At 68.1% G+C, this 18,233-nt stretch carries 21 protein-coding genes and 2 pseudogenes; 12 read left to right on the forward strand and 11 right to left on the reverse strand.

Annotation, left to right across the window (positions count from 1 at the left end; all coding sequences use genetic code 11):
• Positions 1-249: 249 nt before the first annotated feature.
• From HD596_RS10550 to HD596_RS10560, 3 genes are all read left to right on the forward strand, one after another.
• Entirely contained in the window at positions 250-831 is a 582-nt protein-coding gene (locus HD596_RS10550; protein ID WP_185069079.1) for an RNA polymerase sigma factor, read from the forward strand.
• Positions 828-1,397, forward strand: a complete 570-nt coding sequence (locus HD596_RS10555; protein ID WP_185069080.1) for a hypothetical protein — start codon at positions 828-830, stop codon at positions 1,395-1,397. Before HD596_RS10550 ends, HD596_RS10555 begins: the two co-directional genes overlap by 4 nt.
• A gap of 215 nt (positions 1,398-1,612) precedes the next feature.
• Positions 1,613-1,918, forward strand: a complete 306-nt coding sequence (locus tag HD596_RS10560) for an amidohydrolase family protein (RefSeq protein WP_246554298.1) — start codon at positions 1,613-1,615, stop codon at positions 1,916-1,918.
• A 96-nt stretch (positions 1,919-2,014) separates the two neighbouring features.
• Here HD596_RS10560 and HD596_RS10565 read toward each other — a convergent pair whose 3' ends face one another.
• The 8 genes from HD596_RS10565 to HD596_RS10600 all read right to left on the reverse strand — a co-directional run bounded on the left by HD596_RS10565 (position 2,015) and on the right by HD596_RS10600 (position 9,464).
• Positions 2,015-2,884, reverse strand: a complete 870-nt coding sequence (locus HD596_RS10565; protein WP_185069081.1) for a class I SAM-dependent methyltransferase — start codon at positions 2,882-2,884, stop codon at positions 2,015-2,017.
• Positions 2,850-4,265 carry an FAD-binding oxidoreductase gene (locus HD596_RS10570; RefSeq protein ID WP_185069082.1) on the reverse strand — a complete coding sequence of 472 codons (1,416 nt, stop codon included), beginning with the start codon at positions 4,263-4,265 and terminating at the stop codon, positions 2,850-2,852. Before HD596_RS10570 ends, HD596_RS10565 begins: the two co-directional genes overlap by 35 nt.
• 43 nt (positions 4,266-4,308) lie before the next feature.
• Positions 4,309-5,904 carry a class I adenylate-forming enzyme family protein gene (locus tag HD596_RS10575; RefSeq protein WP_185069083.1) on the reverse strand — a complete coding sequence of 532 codons (1,596 nt, stop codon included), beginning with the start codon at positions 5,902-5,904 and terminating at the stop codon, positions 4,309-4,311.
• 33 nt (positions 5,905-5,937) lie between these two features.
• The gene (folE, locus tag HD596_RS10580) at positions 5,938-6,549 is read right to left on the reverse strand and encodes a GTP cyclohydrolase I (protein WP_185069084.1); all 612 of its coding nucleotides are present in this window, start codon (positions 6,547-6,549) and stop codon (positions 5,938-5,940) included.
• 9 nt (positions 6,550-6,558) lie between these two features.
• Complete coding sequence (locus tag HD596_RS10585) at positions 6,559-7,098, reverse strand: 6-pyruvoyl trahydropterin synthase family protein (RefSeq protein ID WP_185069085.1); 540 nt, start codon at positions 7,096-7,098, stop codon at positions 6,559-6,561.
• A 94-nt stretch (positions 7,099-7,192) separates the two neighbouring features.
• The gene (locus tag HD596_RS10590) at positions 7,193-7,750 is read right to left on the reverse strand and encodes a hypothetical protein (protein ID WP_185069086.1); all 558 of its coding nucleotides are present in this window, start codon (positions 7,748-7,750) and stop codon (positions 7,193-7,195) included.
• A 498-nt stretch (positions 7,751-8,248) separates the two neighbouring features.
• On the reverse strand, positions 8,249-8,503 hold the full coding sequence (locus tag HD596_RS61550; protein WP_246555936.1) for a MerR family transcriptional regulator: 255 nt from the start codon (positions 8,501-8,503) through the stop codon (positions 8,249-8,251).
• 661 nt (positions 8,504-9,164) lie between these two features.
• Complete coding sequence (locus tag HD596_RS10600) at positions 9,165-9,464, reverse strand: hypothetical protein (RefSeq protein WP_185069088.1); 300 nt, start codon at positions 9,462-9,464, stop codon at positions 9,165-9,167.
• A 65-nt stretch (positions 9,465-9,529) separates the two neighbouring features.
• Here HD596_RS10600 and HD596_RS10605 point away from each other — a divergent pair, with 65 nt between their 5' ends.
• From HD596_RS10605 to HD596_RS10640, 8 genes and pseudogenes are all read left to right on the forward strand, one after another.
• Positions 9,530-9,970, forward strand: a complete 441-nt coding sequence (locus tag HD596_RS10605; RefSeq protein ID WP_185069089.1) for an Hsp20/alpha crystallin family protein — start codon at positions 9,530-9,532, stop codon at positions 9,968-9,970.
• 65 nt (positions 9,971-10,035) lie between these two features.
• A complete protein-coding gene (locus HD596_RS10610; RefSeq protein WP_185069090.1) occupies positions 10,036-10,326 on the forward strand; it encodes a MerR family transcriptional regulator in 291 nt (96 codons plus the stop codon).
• Between the two features lie 16 nt (positions 10,327-10,342).
• Entirely contained in the window at positions 10,343-10,825 is a 483-nt protein-coding gene (locus tag HD596_RS10615; RefSeq protein ID WP_185069091.1) for a general stress protein, read from the forward strand.
• A 624-nt stretch (positions 10,826-11,449) separates the two neighbouring features.
• Positions 11,450-11,686: a hypothetical protein gene (locus tag HD596_RS10620; protein WP_185069092.1), complete on the forward strand. Its 237-nt coding sequence runs from the start codon at positions 11,450-11,452 to the stop codon at positions 11,684-11,686.
• A gap of 233 nt (positions 11,687-11,919) precedes the next feature.
• Positions 11,920-12,498, forward strand: coding sequence for a PadR family transcriptional regulator (locus HD596_RS10625; RefSeq protein WP_185069093.1), 579 nt, complete (start codon positions 11,920-11,922; stop codon positions 12,496-12,498).
• A 113-nt stretch (positions 12,499-12,611) separates the two neighbouring features.
• Positions 12,612-13,079: a hemerythrin domain-containing protein gene (locus tag HD596_RS10630; protein ID WP_185069094.1), complete on the forward strand. Its 468-nt coding sequence runs from the start codon at positions 12,612-12,614 to the stop codon at positions 13,077-13,079.
• A gap of 37 nt (positions 13,080-13,116) precedes the next feature.
• Complete coding sequence (locus tag HD596_RS10635) at positions 13,117-13,608, forward strand: hypothetical protein (protein ID WP_185069095.1); 492 nt, start codon at positions 13,117-13,119, stop codon at positions 13,606-13,608.
• Between the two features lie 140 nt (positions 13,609-13,748).
• Positions 13,749-14,092, forward strand: a pseudogene (locus HD596_RS10640) (response regulator transcription factor).
• A gap of 29 nt (positions 14,093-14,121) precedes the next feature.
• Here HD596_RS10640 and HD596_RS10645 read toward each other — a convergent pair.
• Positions 14,122-14,961: a helix-turn-helix transcriptional regulator gene (locus HD596_RS10645; protein WP_185069096.1), complete on the reverse strand. Its 840-nt coding sequence runs from the start codon at positions 14,959-14,961 to the stop codon at positions 14,122-14,124.
• A gap of 204 nt (positions 14,962-15,165) precedes the next feature.
• On the opposite strand from HD596_RS10645, the gene HD596_RS10650 reads away from it, so the two are divergent.
• Complete coding sequence (locus HD596_RS10650; RefSeq protein WP_185069097.1) at positions 15,166-16,110, forward strand: SDR family oxidoreductase; 945 nt, start codon at positions 15,166-15,168, stop codon at positions 16,108-16,110.
• Positions 16,111-16,244: 134 nt separating this feature from the next.
• Here the strand turns inward: HD596_RS10650 and HD596_RS65600 are convergent.
• Together HD596_RS65600 and ctaD are read right to left on the reverse strand one after the other, a co-directional pair.
• Positions 16,245-16,424: pseudogene (locus tag HD596_RS65600) on the reverse strand (DUF3040 domain-containing protein); the annotation flags it as partial.
• A complete protein-coding gene (gene ctaD, locus HD596_RS10655; protein WP_185069098.1) occupies positions 16,421-18,115 on the reverse strand; it encodes an aa3-type cytochrome oxidase subunit I in 1,695 nt (564 codons plus the stop codon). The pseudogene HD596_RS65600 and the gene ctaD, both read right to left, overlap by 4 nt.
• Positions 18,116-18,233: the final 118 nt, after the last annotated feature.

An 18,233-nucleotide genomic window follows, 5' to 3' on the forward strand; every position in this document is an offset into this window, starting at 1 on the left:
CGCCGCAGCTCGCGCCACTGCTGCGCTCGACATGCGGGCGAGCAATATCGTCGCGACGACCGCGAGTCCTCCGGCAGTGGAAGACCGCAGTTCGCACACGTCCGAATAGCCGGGCGCTGGCCACGCCACCGATTGTCGCAAGCCGATCCTCCACTGACACGTGATCAACGATTTCCTGGAGAACCTTCAACAGTGCTGAACCGGGAACTCGAAGCCGCGAGCGGACAGTAGTGATACGTGGATATATCAATGCGTGCCCGGATTCGCGATGGGGACCAGGCGGCCTTCGCTCAGCTCTTCGACGCATACGCCAAGGCCGTCTACAACCATGCCTTCCGCCTGACCGCCACCTGGTCGGAGGCAGAGGACGTCATGGCGCTGACGTTCCTCGAGGCCTGGCGGTTACGAGGCAAGATCGACGCCGAGGGCGGCTCATTGCGGCCATGGCTGCTGGGCATCGCGACCAACGTGGCACGCAACACCAGGCGAGCCGCTCGCCGGCACGACGACGCGCTGGCCAGGATGCCCAGAGGTGAGTCCGTACCCGACTTCGCCGACGAGGTGGTCGGGCGCATCGACGACGCTGAGCGGCTGTCCGCGATCAAGCAGGCGTACGGCAGGCTGCGCAGGCAGGAGCAGGATGTCGTCGCTCTGTGCGTCTGGGCCGGGCTCGACTACGCCGAGGCCGCCGAGGCGCTGGGCGTTCCGGTGGGTACGGTCCGATCCCGCCTGTCGAGAGCCCGCAGAAAACTCGCGGAGTGGGGGGAACTCCCCGCCACGACTCGACAGGTAATAGGTGACCGAGGCCCCGCCAAGGAGGAGATCCGATGAACATGCCGGCTGAGCGCGATCTTCCCGAGGGCCGTCACCAACTGCTCAAGGAGTTCGTGATGACCGAGATCGAGAAGACGCCCCGCACCCGAATATCCCGTTTCAAGCTACTCGCCCCCGTCGGCGCGCTCGCCGCCGCCGCAGCCGTGGCCGCCCCGCTGTTGCTCGGCAGCCCCGCGTACGCGGTGGACAAGACGCCCGATGGGCTGATCGACATCACCATCAACGAGGCCAAGGACCCCGCCAAGCTCCAGGCCGACCTGCAGGCGCTGGGTGCGAAGGTAGTGGTCAGCTACGTGCCCAACGGCAAAAAGTGCGGCCCCGAACCACGCGCCGCCCGCTTCCTGAGCAAGGAGGAGGCGCCTCTGGCGGTGTTCCCCCCGCCCGAGAGCCACGACGCTGCGTTCGTGATCGACCCCAAGGTGATCAAGGAAGGACAGACCGGCGTGCTGGAGTTCAGCGTCAGCGACGACGAGAAAGTCGCCGGCATCTGGGCCCGAGTCGCCGAGGGCCCGGTGGCCGACTGCCAGTTGGTCGACACCACGGGCGCCCCGCTCTCGCACTGATCTGCCCGCCCCGGCAGACCGTCTGAAGGCCATCCCCATACGGGGGCGTCTGCCGTGATGTCTGCTGCCCGTCGTGCACGCAGCATGACGGGCAGCAGACAATTGATGCCGAGCGCCCGTCTGGGCCAGGGACTTCGCGACCGAGCGGGTCACCTCCTACGCGCGGGGCTCGGCACGGACGTGGGCGCGGCACCAGCCTGTCGATACTGAAGACCATGGACGAGACCTACAAGTTCGGCGCGCAGATCAAATACCCGATGGACGGGATCAAGCTCTTCTACCTGGCCACGCTGGGCGCGGCCGCCGCCATGGGGCTGGAGGGCGTGATCGGTTCGCTCCAGCGCGGGCACGAGGCCGATTTTGTGGTGCTCGACCCGGCCGCCGCTCCGGTCCTGGCCTACCGTACGCGCGAGAGCCGGGTCATCAGCGATGTCCTGTTCGCGCTGGCCCTGCTCGGCGATGACCGCGCGGTGACGGCGACCTACGTGGGCGGCCGGCTCGTCCACGAACGACAGCAGTGACCTGTCCTCTCACGGAGCACGGATCCCGGGATGGCCCGCCGAATTCGGGTGCTGGAACAGGCCGGTGCGGGAGAAGATCAGCACCGGACCCGAGAATCAGCGACGTGTGCCGGACAAGATCGCATAAGCGCGGCTTCCAGTCGCAGTTGACCAGTCGCGTGAGGCGAGCAGTGCGGGGTCGGCCAATTCGGCCGCGGCCTCCAGGGTGGGCCGTTCGATCCGCACATCGCCGAACCCAGCTTCCGCAAGGATCTCGGCGTAGGTGCTGATGGGCCAATAGTGGGTGGTGATCTCCCGCCCCGTCCCGTCCCCGAAGGGGAAGGTCACCAGGTCGCCCTCGCGAGGGCGCTGTGTCGGGAGGAGATCGATCTCGCGGTCGCGGTCCAGGATGACGAAGCGCGCTCCAGGGCGTAGCGTCCTGGCGATCTCGGCGACCAGATCTCGCATGGCTTCCCGCGAAGGCATCCCCACCAGAAGGAACGCGCAGTAGGCGGCCCTCATGGAACCAGCCTCGACGAAGTTCAGCCGGTGCCCCTCCGCCTGGTGATAGGTCACCGCGGGGTGAGGATGATCCCGGCGCGCTATCTCCAGCATGGCGGCTGAGGAGTCGACCGCTACGACCGGGGTCGCGAACCGCCGGGCCACCTCTGCGGCGACATCGCCGTGCCCGCACCCGACGTCCAGGACCGGGCCCGGCTCGCCCTCGGCTCCCAGATCCAGGGCCCGGAACAGGAAGGGGTATCCAAGCAACCAGTTCCAGTCGCGGCTGCTCCAGGCGGTGAACGCAGCGGCGATCTCGGGATCCTCGAAGGGATTGGCTATCTTCACCGCTTCAGACAAGCACGTCCGTACGGAGATCAAAGTGTGGAGGCGGCCGGACACGGTAAAAGTTCCACCGAAGACCGTGAAGGCCGCATCCGACCGGAGTGTGCTATCTGCCGCGGAGCCCTTGGTGGTGCAGTCCATGCGGATGATGGAAGAGATCGTCCGGGTCATAGCGGGCTTTGACCGCCCTTAGCCGGTCAAGATGCTCGCCATAGTACGCACGGGCCCAGTCGGGTCGCCGCGGCGACAGGTGGTTCTGGTACGAGTGGCCGGATGCCCATGGCCGCAGGGCATGCCACAGACCGGCCACCCAGTCTCGTGCGGCCAGCACCGCGGCGAGCCCCGCGGCCGGCGGAATGACGGCCTGGTACCAGCTCCCGAAGAGACAGGCTCGATGCGCCCACGCCGTTCCCGGCGTTCGCCCGAGCGCGCCCCCCTGGCGTTCCAGGGCGGCGAGCCTGGTGCTGTCCGACGCTTCGATCATCTTGCTCACCAGCACGTCCACGGCCTTCGGGGGGAGTGGGCGGAACAGCTGGTGGTCCTCCGTGTAGATGAAGGGCGCTTGACCGCCGCCGTCGAAAAGCTTCTGCTTCTTGAGGAATTCGATCGAGGGAGCATAACGGGATCGGTGGGACCGTACGGTGTCCGGCTTGCCCAGGACGGTGATGAGGCGTTCGACCAGCGGCACACCCTCCCCAGGGGGGCCGCACCAGACGGCGATCACCCGCACGTGCGCGGGCTTTGTCAGCAGGCGGACCTGGGTGAACATCTGGTCGGGCAGGGCCAGGGCCCACTCCTGCCAGCCGAGGATGGCCTGGGAGGCTCGCCCTGGCGCCCAGTCGAGGAGAAATGTGCACACTTCCGGCGCCGGGTGCGTGTCGAAGACCAGTGAGGTGACCACGCCGAAGTTGCCCGTGCCCGCGCCGCGCAGCGCGAAGAACAGGTCGGGATGGGAGTCGGGGCCACAGGTCACCAGGCCGGCGTCGGCGAGCACGACGGTGGCTTCGCGGAGATTGTCCAGGGTGAGGCCGTACGCGCGGCCTACGGTGCCGATGCCACCGCCGAGCGTCAGCCCCGCGATGCCGACGCCAGGGCAGGTGCCGACCGGCAGGATCCTGTCGTGTTCGTCGAGTGCCTGGGTCACCTCTCCGCTCGTGGCGCCCGCGCCCACTCGCGCCTCGCTGCCCTCCACGGAGACGTCCTTCATCGCGGACACGTCGATGACCAGACCGGATCCCGTCGAGTAGCCGGTGTAACTGTGACCGCCCGAGCGGGGGTGGGGGGTGAGACGGTGGCGCCGGGCGAACTCCACGGCGGCGCGTACGTCCTGCTCGTCGGCACAGGACACGACCCCGGCCGGCCGGACCAGGGCGAAGCGGGGATCGGCGACTTGGCGCGCTTGTTCGTATCCGGCTTCGTCCGGCAGGAAGACCCTGCCCCGTACTTGGGCGCGCAGCGTCGCCCAGTCCCCCGCTGCGGGACGGCGGTTCGCTGGCGCCCGCGTGTGCGCCGGAGAAGTCACCGGTGTCATGGGACTCGGCCGTGCGCCCTGATGGGGCGGTGGTTCACGTGGTCCTCATGGGACCCTCGACGGCCAGGCCGCCCGAAAGAATCTGTTCGCGGAGTTCGGCCTTGCGGACCTTGCCCGTGGCGGTGCGCGGCAGGGCCGAGGCGATGGCCAGGCGGGCGGGCAGATATCCCTCGGTCATGTTCCGGGCGCGCAGGAAGGCGTTCACCTCGTCGAGCGAGGGCGGGTTGCCGTCCGGGACGATGACAGCGCAGGCCGACTCGAGCCCTTCGGCGTCGACGATGCCGACGAGGGTGACCTCGGCGACGGCCGGGTGACCGAGCAGTTCGTCCTCCACCTCCGCGATCGGGATCATGAACCCCCAGCCGATGCGGTCCGCGACTCGAGACAGGAACCGCAGCCGCCCCTGCTCGTCCTGCTGTACCACGTCGCCGGTGTCGTACCAGCCCTCATCGGCGGTACCGTCCCAGAGGGTCTCCCCCGTTCGTACGTCGATCATTGAGCGGCACATGGCGGGCCCCTGAACGTGCAGGCAGCCGGCTCCACTGGCGTGCCGTTCGCGCAACTGAAGGCGGATGCCGGGAACGGGATGGCCCGCGCTGTTCTCCGCCCGCACAGCGGGGTCGGACGGCGAAGTCCAGGCGATCACTCCGCTTTCCGTCATGCCATAAAGGTTGGCCACGGCCGGGCAGAGCACCGTACGGATCCCATCGGCGATCGGACCGGACAGCGCCGCTCCCCCGCTGACGATCTGTCGCAGACCGGACAGATCCCGGGGTCGTCGCCGCTGGGCCTGGAGCAAGGTGTTGAGGCGTGCCGGATTGGACGCCACGCAGGTGACACGATTGCGCGCGATCAGGTCGAGGCACCTGCCGGGGTCCGGCAGGGGAAGGAGCACTGTCGGGCGTCCGGTCACCAGCGGGGCCGCTACGTTGAAGGTCAGACTGAACGCGCTGGTCAACGGGATGAGGCAGGAGGTCGGGCCGTCTGCGGGCAGCAGTGCGGTCATGGAGCGCGCGGCGGCGTAGAGGCTGTTGGGCGTGTGCATCACGGCCTTGATCCGGCCCGTGGTGCCCGAGGTGAACAGCATCTGGCAGATGTCGTCCGGGCCCAGCCCGGGAACGTGGTCGAGAGACGACGATGAAGCGGTCTCCGCCTGGCTGAGCAGGCCTGCCATGGCGGCTACCGGGACCGTACCGATCCTGCCTTCCGCCCGGTCGCCCGCCGCCACGAACAGCGCGGCCCCGATGCCGTCGAGAATCAGATCACGCTCACGAACCCCCGCCGTCATTCCCAGCGAGGCCACCACGGCTCCGATCCGGCCGCACGCCAACCAGAGGGCGACGTTCTGCCAGCTGTCAGGCAGCTGATAGGCCACCACGTCTCCCGGTCGCGTGCCACGTTCCCACAGCGCCGCCGCCAGCCGTTCGGTCTCCTCGGCCAGACGGCCGAAGCTGATCACCTGTGTTTCGCCACCGACGGCGTCGCCCTCCAGGTACGCGGGTGAGTCAGGGGCGTCACGTGCCAGCGCCCGCAGATCGTCGAGAAAGGTCTCACGGCGCCACCAGCCCTGCTCGTAATGGCTCAGCCGGCTCGTCGGCAGTTCCGGCAACGGCTCGGCCGTCAGGCTCATGTGTCTCCCCCTTACGTGTCGCCCGCTTACGGTCTAAGAACCCGCAGAGCGCCGGAGATCGAGAAAGCTCTCACGCACCGCTGTCTCCGTCTTGAAGACGCCCTTCAGATGCAGGGTCGTCATCTTCGCGCCGACGGCCTTGGCACCACGGATGGTCATGCACAAGTGCTCTCCGGTGACGCTGCAGGCGGAACCCAGGCTGTCGACGCGGGAGAACAGGCTGTCCGCGATCTGCTCACCCAGCCGCTCTTGGACCTGGGGTCTGGCCGCGTACCCCTGCGCCATCCGGGCGAGCTTGGACAGCCCGATGATCGGCGCTCCAGGGGCGGGCATGTACGCGACGGTCATGTGGCCGACGAAGGGCAACAGATGGTGCTCGCACAGCGAGATGAACGGCACGTCAGTGATCGCGATGATTCCCGGTTCGGACGCCTCTGGCGGGAAGTTGACCTCAAGGTGCTGTGCCGGATCTTCGTGCATGCCGTACGTGAGCTCGCGCAGCGCCGCTACCAGTCGCCCTGGTGTGCTGGCCATGCCCGGGTGATCGAGCGGGAAGCCCAGCGCTGTCATCATGCGGTGCGCATGGACGTAGGCGTCGTCGTCCAGGTGTTCCACCTCGGGGACGACCTCCAGGGTTTCCTTCATGACCATGGGTCATTCTCCGTTTTTCGAGGCCAGAGATGCGCGCCGCAGCGCGACGCCGCCGCTCGGCGGCCCGTCGGCGACTGGGCGGAACTCGGCGGAGTTGACGTGTGTCTCGACGACCTTGACGTGGCTGATCGACGCGCCGACGGCGCACGGCAGATCGGCCAGGAGCGCTTGCGCGACCCTGCCGAGCATCACCGCCACCGCTTCCACCGTGGGATGCGGCAGGTCCTCCGTGTAACTGGTGGCCAGGTCAAGGTCGCGCTGCCCGAACAGAAAGACCTTGCACCCGTGGGCCGCGAGTAGTGGGGCGAGCGGGTCCTCGGCGCCCAGCATGGCGCCATGATCGAGCTGGTCGTCGATGAACGCGCGCAGCGCTCTCTTGAGCGCGCCGAATTCGACGACTGTCTGGTCATGGCTGAGCTCCGCAGCGCTCACCGTGATCTCGGCCCACCAGGAATGCCCGTGCAGGTTCATGCACTTGCCGCTCAGGTGCGGTAGCCGATGCGCCGTCTCAAAGTTGTGCCGGACGCAAATGTGGTGACTCATCCTCTGCCTCGCGCTCGCCAGGACGACTACTATTCGCTACATAACGTTACGTATCGTAATGCAAGCGTTGATGGGCATTTCGTCCCGGCCGAGGTCAAGACATGGCATGCACTGCATTCCCACAGCAGGGTGTCACGGAATCCGGCCAGCGGGCCGCCCTGATGGCGGCGGGGATGTGGGAGGGATTGAACCGCTCGCAGATGTAGATCAGTGCCCCTTGCCGATCATCCAAGGTGTAGGTCTTGCAGGCGCAAGACAGGCGTTCGGATCCCGGCCAGCGGGCTCGGCCGGCGCGCAGGATACGCCGTCGCAGCGTCACCCCGGCGTTGGCGAGCGCGAAGCCGAGCGGAGTCTCGCGGTCCCCGATGGCCTGTCGCAGCGGGGCGTCGAGGTCCTCTCGCGCGACCACCAGGTTGTGCGAAAGGGTCTGGCCATCCGCCGCCGTCAGCTGCGAGCGCCGCAGCCGGCACCGGTCTCGCGCAGTGAGGCGGAGTGCGCAGCGAATGGAGGCCGGCAGCCGTCCTGCGGCGACGTCCACCACAGGGTCCACCTGCGCGCGGATGACAGTTCGTGCCACGGCTTGCAGCAGCGGTGTCGTCATCCCCTCGCAGGCCAGCAGCATTCGGGTGGCCGCGGAGTCGAACTCGTTCACCTGCACATCCTGGCAACCAGAGCTCAGATCGTACGAGAGCGCGATGCACGCCTCAGCCAATTGAGAGGAAGACACCATCACTCCCGACTACGTACAGTAACTACACAATTGCTCCAAGCTTACAGCGGTGCTGGATGCAGCAAGCTCATGCCCCCTCTTGCATCAGCCACGTGGAGGCGGGACCGGTGCGGCACCGGCTCTGCGCCTGCCGAAAATTCCATCCATGCAGTTCAAGCGGCATGTGAGTACTCGTGGAGGACTCCGCCGAGCCGGTCTCGCCGGCGCACGGTCAAGCTCGTGATTCGCACTGGATCAATGATCGGATCCGGGACGGGACGTCGCGGGGCAGCGGTGCCAGGAGGGCGGCGAGGAAGGCCCGGTCCTCCGGGGCGAACCTCACCGGCCGATGCCGCGCGGGCCTCGCTGTCGTGGGGCTGCCCGGCGTTTCGGGCGCGGCCGGTCCTGATGCCCCCGGGTGTGGCCGGGGGCCGGAAGCGGTCAGTGGCGCTGGCGGAGTTCTTCGTTGATGCGCAGCGCCTCGGCGAGCTGATCTTCCAAGATGATGATGCGGCAGGCCGCTTCCAGCTGGGTGCCGGCGTCGACGAGTTCGCGGGCGCGGGCGGCCAGGCGCAGCTGGTAGCGGGAGAAGCGGCGGTGCCCGCCCTCGCTGCGTAGCGGCTCGATCAGCTTGGCGGCGCCGAGGCTGCGAAGGAACGCCGGGGTGACGCCGAGCATCTCGGCGGCCCGGCCCATGCTGTAGGCGGGATAGTCCTCGTCATCGAGCCGCTGCCCGAGACTGCCGGCCGCTTCGACCGCCTGGACCCGGTGATCGGCCGGGTGAGCGCCGGTGGGGCGGGGCTGCTCCTGCCTGGAGGCGGTGACCGTTGCCTGAGGTGTTTGATCCATTCAACCTTCCGAACGCGGACAGGGGCCCCGGCGTCATGATGCGCCGGGGCCCAGAGGTTAACACCATCGACCGGCCCTGCCTGCGTGCTGCAGGGGCGGTTCACTTATGCCGCACCAGCCGCCCGATGCGGGGGTGCGGGGATCGCGTAAGCGTGACCGTAGACCACCGTCCTGTTCGTGGAGCTGCGGTACCCGTGCGGCGACATGCGGCCGGCGACGGGCGATCCTGATGGCGTTCAACACTCCCTTCCAGTTATCCGTACCTCGGCGCCCCGACTGCTGGCGCCGACTTCCTGCAAGCGGCAGCGCGTCCACCGCCCCGGCCCTCTTGCTCAACCACACTGGCCGCGGCAGTCCGACCTTCTGCCCTCTACCTCGTTCTGTACTGCTGTCCACGTCCGTCCGGGCAGCCCCATCGTGGTGCTTGTGCTTGTGCTGCCCTCGTGGATCCGTCCCTTGTGATGTCAGGAACTCTAGCCGCCCACAGCGCGAATGTCTACCCTGGCGACTACAGATTTTCTTTCGCTCTTGAGGTAAGAAGCCGCTGCCATGCCACCTGATCGATGTGAAAGCGGGCAGAGCCGGGGGTGAGGGGACGGCGATGGGCGATCACGGCCAGGACCACGACCGGGCACGGCTCCTGGGCGGCCTCGATCTTCGTCAGCTTGATCGCGCCGGATTGACGATCCTTGATCCCCATGACCGATGGGTCTCCGATGGCCGGGGCCTGGCGCTCGCGCCAAGCCCTTCTTCTCGACCGGTCCATCCGAAGTACCTCAACGTTGTTCGGAAGCTTGCATTCATCCATGGGTGGAGTTAACATGCAAATCAAGTTGGAGGTTCTTCCCGGAGAGCTCGCGAAGGGAGCTGGACATGCTGCTCACATCTCTCGACCCGTTCATCCAGGAGTTCGAGCGCCAGTTCGACCAGCTGGCCCGCCGGACCTTCGGCACCGGCACCGGCACGGGCGCCCTCATGCCGATGGACGGCCTGCGCCGCGACGACGACGTGGTGCTGACGTTCGACCTGCCGGGCATCGACCCCGAGTCCATCGAGGTCACCGTCGACCGCGGAGTGCTGAGCGTCAGCGCTCGCCGCGAGGAGGAGATCCCCGAGGGCGAGCGGGTCTTCGTCCGCGAACGCCCCGTGGGCACCTTCACCCGCCGCGTCTACCTGTCGGAGTACCTCGACAGCGACAAGATCGACGCTGGGTACGCCAACGGCGTGCTGAAGGTCCGCATCCCCGTGCTCGAGCGGGCCAAGCCCCGCAAAGTCGAGATCCAGCAGGGCGACGTCAAGGCCATCCGGGCCTGATACGCACGTCCATGGCAAGGGCGGGTGCCGACGGGCCCGCCCTTGCCATTCGAGAGGAGGTCCGGATGGCCGGCATGCCGTTCGACGATGAGCACGCCCCGCTGTACTCCCTGGGTCAGGTCGCGGAGATGCTGCAGGTGCAGCAGGCCTTCCTGCGCCGGCTCGACCAGCACGACGTGGTCAGCCCGCACCGCTCCCCCGGCGGGCAGCGCCGCTACTCCCGCCACGACATCGGGCTGCTGCAGCACGTCACCACGATGACCGGCCAGGGAATGACACTCAACGCCATCCGCCGCATCCTCGAACTGGAGCAGGAAGTCCGCGAACTGCGTGCGGCCCTGAAGCGACCCACCTAGGAAGGAGGCACCTGTCATGATCGAGACCGCTCCGGCGATCGCATCCGCGGCCGCGGGCGGCGACCGACCGGTGGTCGGCTCATACGACACCCGCGAACAGGCCCGTGAGGCGGTCGCCTTCCTGGCCGACAATGGTATTCCGGCGCACCGAGTGGGCATCGTCGGGGAGAACCTGCGCCTGATGGAGAACGTTCTGGGCCGGATGACCACTCCCCGTGCGGCGGGCATGGGCGCTGCGCTTGGCGCCTGGTTCGGCCTGCCTTCCAGTTTGATGGTCCTACTCATCGCGGGCCCGTGGGCGGCGCTGCTGGCGGGGGTGGCCTTCGGCGCGCTGGTCGGCGCCGCCTTCGGCGTGACCGCGTACTGGACCGCGCGCGGCCGAGGCGACCTGTTGACCAATCGGTCACTGGTAGCCGCTCGCTACGCTGTCGTGGCCGACGTGGCCATCGCCGACGACGCGCGCAACCTCTTGATCAAGCACGGCTGGCGCACCGGCTGAGCCGGCAGGCGCCTGCCTGCCGATGTCCGTGCCTCATCGGGCCCGGCGAGACATCGTATGCGGGAACAGCCCCGGACGGGGTCGGCCGGTCCGGGGCTGTTCCCGCCGGCGTGCCGAATCTCCCACACCGTGGAGGCAGGTGGTGGCCCGTCTCCGGCGGTTTTTCCCGTTCACTGCTGGTCTGCGGATTCATCGCCAAGGCCGGCCTCGGCCACGCGGATTCTCGGCTTCTACCCTGACTGGTCCGACCGGGCCATTGCGCGTGTGACGGGGTTGGCCGCGGGGACGGTCGGTGCGATCCGGGAGCGTGCGACTGTCAGTTTTGATCAGCCGAACGGCCGGGTCGGTCATGATGGCAGGGTTCGACCGCTGAGCACGGCCGGCGGACGCAGGGAGGCGGTGCGGTTGCTCTCGGAGCGGCCGGATGCCTCACTGCGGGAGATCGCCAGGGAGACGGGGATCTCCGTGGGGACGGCTCGTGATGTGCGCAGGAGACTGGCGGAGGGACGAGACCCGGTGCCGGTGAGCCAGCGTGACAGGGAGCCGCGTGGGGATGAGGCTCGCCCGCCGGGGCGGCGTGGTGGTGGGGTTGAGCGTCGTTCGGCGGGCAGGTCGCCGGAGGCGGTGCTGGAACGGTTGTTCCGGGATCCGTCGTTGCGGTCCAGTGAAACGGGGCGTGCGCTGCTGCGCTGGCTCACGATGCACGTCAAAGAGGTCGACAAGGGAAAGGATCTGGTCGATCTCCTGCCGCCGCACAGCACGATCCTTCTCGCGGAGACCGCTCGGGGGCTCGCACAGAGATGGGACCGCTTCGCCGAGGAACTGGAGCGTCGCCTCGGCGAAACTTCGGAGAGCGCATAAGCGAACGCGTTCCCATCAGGCGCGATGGGCGGTGCCTCGCCGGAGGTCGCCGGTGACCTCATGAACCGCGCGCAGACGGCGTTCATGACCTGTATGCACATCACCGCGATCCTCATGGCCGTCGTCGCCGTCCTCGTTCTGAGGATGCTCCGGCACATCGGCCCGGCCGGTACGGAGGGGCCCACGGGGGGCGTACCCTTGCTTCGTAAGACTACTCTCGCGAAACTAGTCGCGTGTCATCGATCCGCATCTTCATCCTCAGCGCGTTGTCCGAACGCGGCCCCATGCACGGTCACCACCTACGCCTCCTGTCCGAGGAGGAGCACCTCGACCTGTGGACCGACATCACCACCGGCGGGCTCTACGGCGCCATCAAGCGCCTGGCCGCCGAAGGGCTGATCGAGGAGGTGCGTACGGAGAAGGTGGGCGCCTACCCGACGCGCAAGGTCTGGCGCATCACCGAAGCCGGCTCCAAGACGCTGTCGTCGCTCAAGATCAGCGCCCTGCGGGAGATCGTCATGCGGCCCGACCCGTTCGACCTCGCCATCACCCGGCTGGACCCGGACCGGCTCGATGACCTGGAATCCGTCATCGCGGCCCGCCTCGCCTCGCTGGAGGCGATGCTCACCGACTACGAGGCGCACATGCGCACGGTCGCCCGCTATCTGTCCCTGGCCGAGTCCCTCGCCATGCGGCACCACGTCGTGCGGCTGGAGGCGGAGATCGCCTGGCACCGGGAGCTCGTGGCGCAGCTGCCTCAGCTGATCCTCGACGAGAAGACCCGGAGGACCTCGCGTGACCCAGCGACGTGAAACACCGGTGACCACCTGTTCCGCCTGGCCGGCCGGCGCCATGGCACTCGTCTTCGCCCTTGCCCAAGCACAGCGACGACCGCCGGACTCCGTCGCGTGAAAGGAGCCCCACAATGCTGCGTAACCGCATCTTCGCCTGGCACCTTGAGCTGCAGAACGTCCACCACCGCCTGGAGAAGGCACTGGAGGAGGCCCGGAAGGCCCTGCGTGAGGGCAACCGTGCCGCCGTGCTCAAGCCTGAGCTGCGCCAGTTCTGCTACACGTTCTGCTCCGCGTTGGGCAGCCACCACCGCAGCGAGGACGCCGCGTTCTTCCCCGCCCTGCTCAAGCAGATGCCCGAGCTGGAGCCCGTCATCACCCAGCTCACCCGCGAGCACGAGGTCCTGTCGCAGCTCCTCACCGATTTCGAGCGGGCCCTGGACTCCTCCGGCTCCTCGCCGCAGGAGCTCTTCCAGAAGATGAACGAGATCAAGGGGGTCATGAAGGCGCACTTCGGCTTCGAGGAAGGGGCGCTGAAGCGTGCGCTGCGCGCCCTCGACGCTCCGGAGAGCGACAAGCAGCGGATGTTCGGCGACGTCTGACCACCGTAAGGCGTCGAAGGTCCGGCCCGAGCGGAAGATGGCCGCCGAACTGGAGTCGCCCTTCGACGACAGCGGTTATCGCAGCCTGGCGGTGGCGGTCGGCGCGGACGACCGTCCGGTGGCCGCGCGGCTCAACTCCAGAAACGGCGCCCTGTCCCTGATCACCTGCGCCGACGCGGCCTGCACGACGCCGCGCGTGACGACGGCCCAGGACGGCCGGGACACGGAACCTTCGTACCGGAGCCGCGTGCGCGGGGGTGTGTCCATGGCCATGCGTGCCGACGGGCGTCCGGTCATCGTCCGCCGCGACGTGCGGGACGGCTCGGTCAGACTGCTCGACTGCCGTGACCGTGGCTGCGCCCGGATCGACCCGGTCGCGCTGTCGGGCCCGTCCTACAACAGCGCGCTTCCCGCCGTGGTGACGGACGCGGCCGGGTGGGCGCTGGTGGCCTACCAGGACCCCGCCGCCCGCCAGATCATCCTGGCCGCCTGCTCGGGCGGCCGGTGCGGGCTGGCGCCGCCGGCATGACGCGGGTTTCTCTCCCGGCCGGGCATCGGGGCCGGCGACGGCGGCGCGCAGGAGGCCGACGGGGGCGAGCTGACGGTGGAGCAGAAAGACGGGCGTTTCCCGGCATTCGCGCGCCGACGTTCCGAAGCACAGGAGAACCGATGACCACCGTGGTACTCGCCGACGACGAAGCCCTCCTCCGCAAGGCGCTGGCGTCACTGCTCCCGCTCGAGGGCGAGATCACCGTGCTCGCCGAAGCGGGAGACGGCGAGGCGGCCGTGCGGGCCACGCTGCTGCACCGGCCCGACGTGCTCGTCATCGATCTGGAGATGCCCGGCGTGGACGGGCTCGGCGCCGTCGCACACACTCGGTCGCCGACATCGCCGCCCAGCTCCATCTGGCGGAGGGCACCGTACGCAACTATCTCTCGAACGCGATGCAGAAGACCCAGACCCGGACCCGGCACGAGGCGGCGCGGTACGCGCGCGAACACGACTGGCTGTAAAAGCCTCCTTCGGCTCGGCCTCGTGGGCGTCAGCGAAGCGTCTGGGTTCCGATGACGGACAGCACCTGCAGCTTCTCGTAGCTCTCGCTGCCGGGAACGGCGGTGTAGACGAGCAGCGAGTGAGCCTGGCCCGGGTCGACCAGCCTCTGGCAGGTGAGCTCCAGGGCGCCGACCTCGGGGTGGACGAAATGCTTGACCTCGTGCGGGCGGATCCCGATCTCGTGGTCAGCCCACACCTGTCGGAACTCATCGCTGCAGGCCAGGAGCAGGTCGGCGAGGTGCGCGGCTCGGGAGTCGGGGCCGCGGAGGGTGACGATCTCGCGCAGCCCCGAGGCGTACATCCGGCTGAGAAACGGATGGTCTTCCGGCGCGTGGATCCGCCGGGCGGCGGGGTCGGTGAACCACCGGTATCCCGTGCTGCGCGCCGGACCGGTGTATCGGGTCGTGTCGCCGGTGAGCGCGACACCCATCGGGGTCTGCCGAAGGGTCTCGCCGAGTTCAGTGACGATCTCAGCGGGCGTGTCGTTCAGCCGATCGAGGACCCGCAGCAGGCCGGGGCTGATGTGGTCGCTGGACGCTCCCCTTGCCGGCGGGTTGTGGCCGGCGAGGCGGAACAGGTGGTCTCGCTCGTCGAGCGACAGATGCAGGCCCTGGGCGATCGAGGCGAGCATCTGGTTCGACGGCTGCGGCCCGCGTTCCCGCTCGAGCCGGGCATAGTAGTCGGTCGACATGTTGCACAGCGACGCGACTTCCTCGCGCCGTAGCCCGGTGGTCCTGCGACGCGACCCGCGCGGGAGGCCGACGTCTTCGGGTTGCAGAGCCTCCCGGCGATTCCGGAGGAACTCCGCCAGCCCGGCGCGATCGATCACGACGCTCCCTCTTCCCTGATACGGCTTCGTTTCTACCAGCCGCGCTCAGAGGTATCCACGGACTGCCGATCCGCCCATACCGGCGGTGAGCCGGGGATCGGGAGGCCCTGGATGCGTCTCTGCCGTCCGCCGAAGATCGGTGTCGGGCGCGCAGCGTACGTCGGCGGGGGTGACCCACGACGACAACCTGAAGGAGCAGAACCAATGCCACGTACACGCATCGACATCACCGTTCCCGACCTGTCCGGAAAGCGCGCCGTCGTCACCGGGGCAAGCGACGGGATGGGGCTGGGAATCGCCACTCGACTGGCCGCGGCGGGCGCGGAGGTGATCATGCCCGTCCGCAGTCCGCGCAAGGGCGAGGCCGCGATCGCCGCGATCAGGCAGGCCGTCCCTGGCGCGAACGTCTCGCTACGCAGCCTCGACCTGTCCTCGCTCGACTCCGTCGCAGCCCTCGGCGAGGACCTGCGAGGGGAGGGCCGCCCGATCCACATCCTCATCAACAACGCCGGCGTCATGACCCCGCCCGACCGGCAGACGACGGCGGACGGGTTCGAGCTGCAGTTCGGCACCAACCATCTCGGCCACTTCGCCCTCGTCGGGCACCTGCTGCCGCTTCTCCGTGCCGGACGGGCACGCGTGACCTCCCAGATCAGCATCGCCGCCCGCCGGGGCACCATCAACTGGGACGACCTGAACTGGGAACGCGGCTACCACGGGCAGCGCGCATACAGTCAGTCCAAGATCGCGTTCGGGCTGTTCGGCCTCGAGCTGGACCGCCGCAGCAAGGCCCACGGCTGGGGCATCACCAGCAACCTCTCCCACCCCGGGGTGGCACCCACCAGCCTCCTGGCCGCCCGTCCCGAGCTGGGCCGGAGCCGGGACACCCCCCAGGTCCGCCTGATCCGCGCGCTGTCGGCCCGGGGCATCCTCCTCGGCACGGTCGAGACGGCGAAGCTGCCCGCGCTCATGGCCGCGACCGCCCCCGACGCCAAGGCCGGCACCCTTTACGGACCCAGCGGCCCCGGCGGCCTCGGCGGTCCGCCCGCCGAGCAACGGATGTACTCCCCGCTGCGCAGCACGGACGACGCCGTACGTGTCTGGGAGATCTCCGAGCAACTGACCAAGACGGCCATCCCGTCCGCCTGACATCCCCGTCCGTCGGCCGAGGCGAACGTGCCGTTCTCTGATACCGCTGTGTCGGCCGGCGTGGGCGGCGGGATGCGGGTGGGGCCGGCGGTGAGGATCAGGAGCATCCACAGCGCCGTCAGGATGACGACGATGAGGAAGACGCATACGAGTTCCTGGCGCGTGGTGTGACAGGCGAAGCGTTGCGGCCCCTGCCGGGCGGAGGCGGTGTTCAGCGCGTCCATGCGCCAGGCGAAGGCGCGGTCCTGATGGCGGAGGTTCTGTTCGATCTCCTTCAGGAGGCGGTGCTCGCGCTCGGACGGTCCATCGCTCACGTCCCGCTGCTCTCGCCGTCGTCGTCACGGTCTTGCAGTTCCAGGGGTGCTGAATGCGGGTAGTGCAGGTCGAAGGCGGGCCGCTCGGAGCGGATGGGCGGCAGGTACGTGAAGTTGTGCCGGGGCGGCGGACACGAGGTCGCCCACTCCAGCGAGTTACCGTACCCCCATGGATCGTCGAGGGCGACCCGCGGGGCGTGGCGGGCGGTGTGCCAGACGTTGAACAGGAAGGGCAGCGTCGAGGCGCCGAGCAGCAGCGCCCCCGCCGAGGAGATCTGGTGCAGGTCGGTGAAGCCGTCGGCGGCGCTGTAGTCGGCGTACCGCCTGGGCATGCCTGCCATGCCCAGCCAGTGCTGCACCAGGAACGTGGTGTGGAAGCCGATGAACAGCGTCCAGAAGTGCACCTTGCCGAGCCGGTCGTCGAGCATCTTGCCGGTCATCTTCGGCCACCAGAAGTAGAACCCGGCGAACATGGCGAACACCACGGTGCCGAACACGACGTAATGGAAGTGGGCGACCACGAAATAGGTGTCGGTGACGTGGAAATCCAGTGGCGGCGATCCGAGGATCATCCCGGTCAGGCCGCCGAGGAGGAACGTGACGAGGAACCCGATGGAGAACATCATGGGTGACTCGAAGGACAGGTGCCCCCGCCACATGGTGCCGACCCAATTGAAGAATTTCACCCCCGTCGGCACCGCGATGAGGAACGTCATGAACGAGAAGAACGGCAGCAGCACCTGCCCGGTGGGGAACATGTGGTGTGCCCAGACGGTCATCGACAGCCCGGCGATGGCGATGGTGGCGCCGACGAGACCGACGTAACCGAAAACGGGTTTGCGGCTGAAGACGGGGATGATCTCGGTGATGATGCCGAAGAACGGCAGGGCGATGATGTAGACCTCGGGGTGGCCGAAGAACCAGAACAGGTGCTGCCAGATCAGCGCGCCACCGTTCTCAGCGTGGAAGACCTGGGTGCCGAGCTTTCGGTCCGACTCCAGCACGAGCAGCGCCGCGGCCAGCACGGGGAACGCCATCAGCACGAGCATGCTGGTCAGCAGCACGTTCCAGGTGAAGATCGGCATCCGGAACATCGTCAGGCCGGGGGCGCGCATGCAGATGATGGTGGTGAAGAAGTTGACCGAGCCAAGAATGGTGCCCAGTCCGGACAGCGCCAGCCCCATGAGCCACAGGTCGCCGCCGAGGCTCGGGCTGAAGGTGGAGTACGACAGCGGCGTATAGGCGAACCAGCCGAAGTCGGCCGCGCCACCGCTGGCGAAGAAGCCACTGACCGTGATGATCCCGCCGAACAGAAACAGCCAGAAGCTGACGGCGTTCAGCCGGGGAAAGGCGACGTCGGGTGCGCCGATCTGCAAGGGCATGATGACGTTGGCGAACCCGGCGAACAGCGGGGTGGCGAACAGCAGCATCATGATCGTGCCGTGCATGGTGAACAGTTGGTTGTATATCTCCTGACTCACCAGGTCCATGCCGGGCTGGATCAACTCGGCGCGAATGACCAGCGCCATGAGCCCGGCCAGCGCGAAGAAGAGGAACGAGGCGATCAGATACATGTAACCGATCACCTTGTGATCGGTGGACGACAGCCAGTCGGCTATCACCTCACCAGGGCGGCGCGCGCGGACCGGAGCCGGAGACGTCAACGGCTCTTCCAAGCGCGGTCTGTCCATGGCCACTGCCCCCTGCCGATCCGACCGATGCGATCTGAATGCCGGCGGGGAGAAGGCCTGTCACAGCAGTGCCCGGCAGCCCAATGTTGTACCCCGGACCTACCCTTGTCCTTCGGCT

The organism is Nonomuraea jabiensis (genome assembly GCF_014204795.1).
Lineage (GTDB): Bacteria > Actinomycetota > Actinomycetes > Streptosporangiales > Streptosporangiaceae > Nonomuraea > Nonomuraea jabiensis.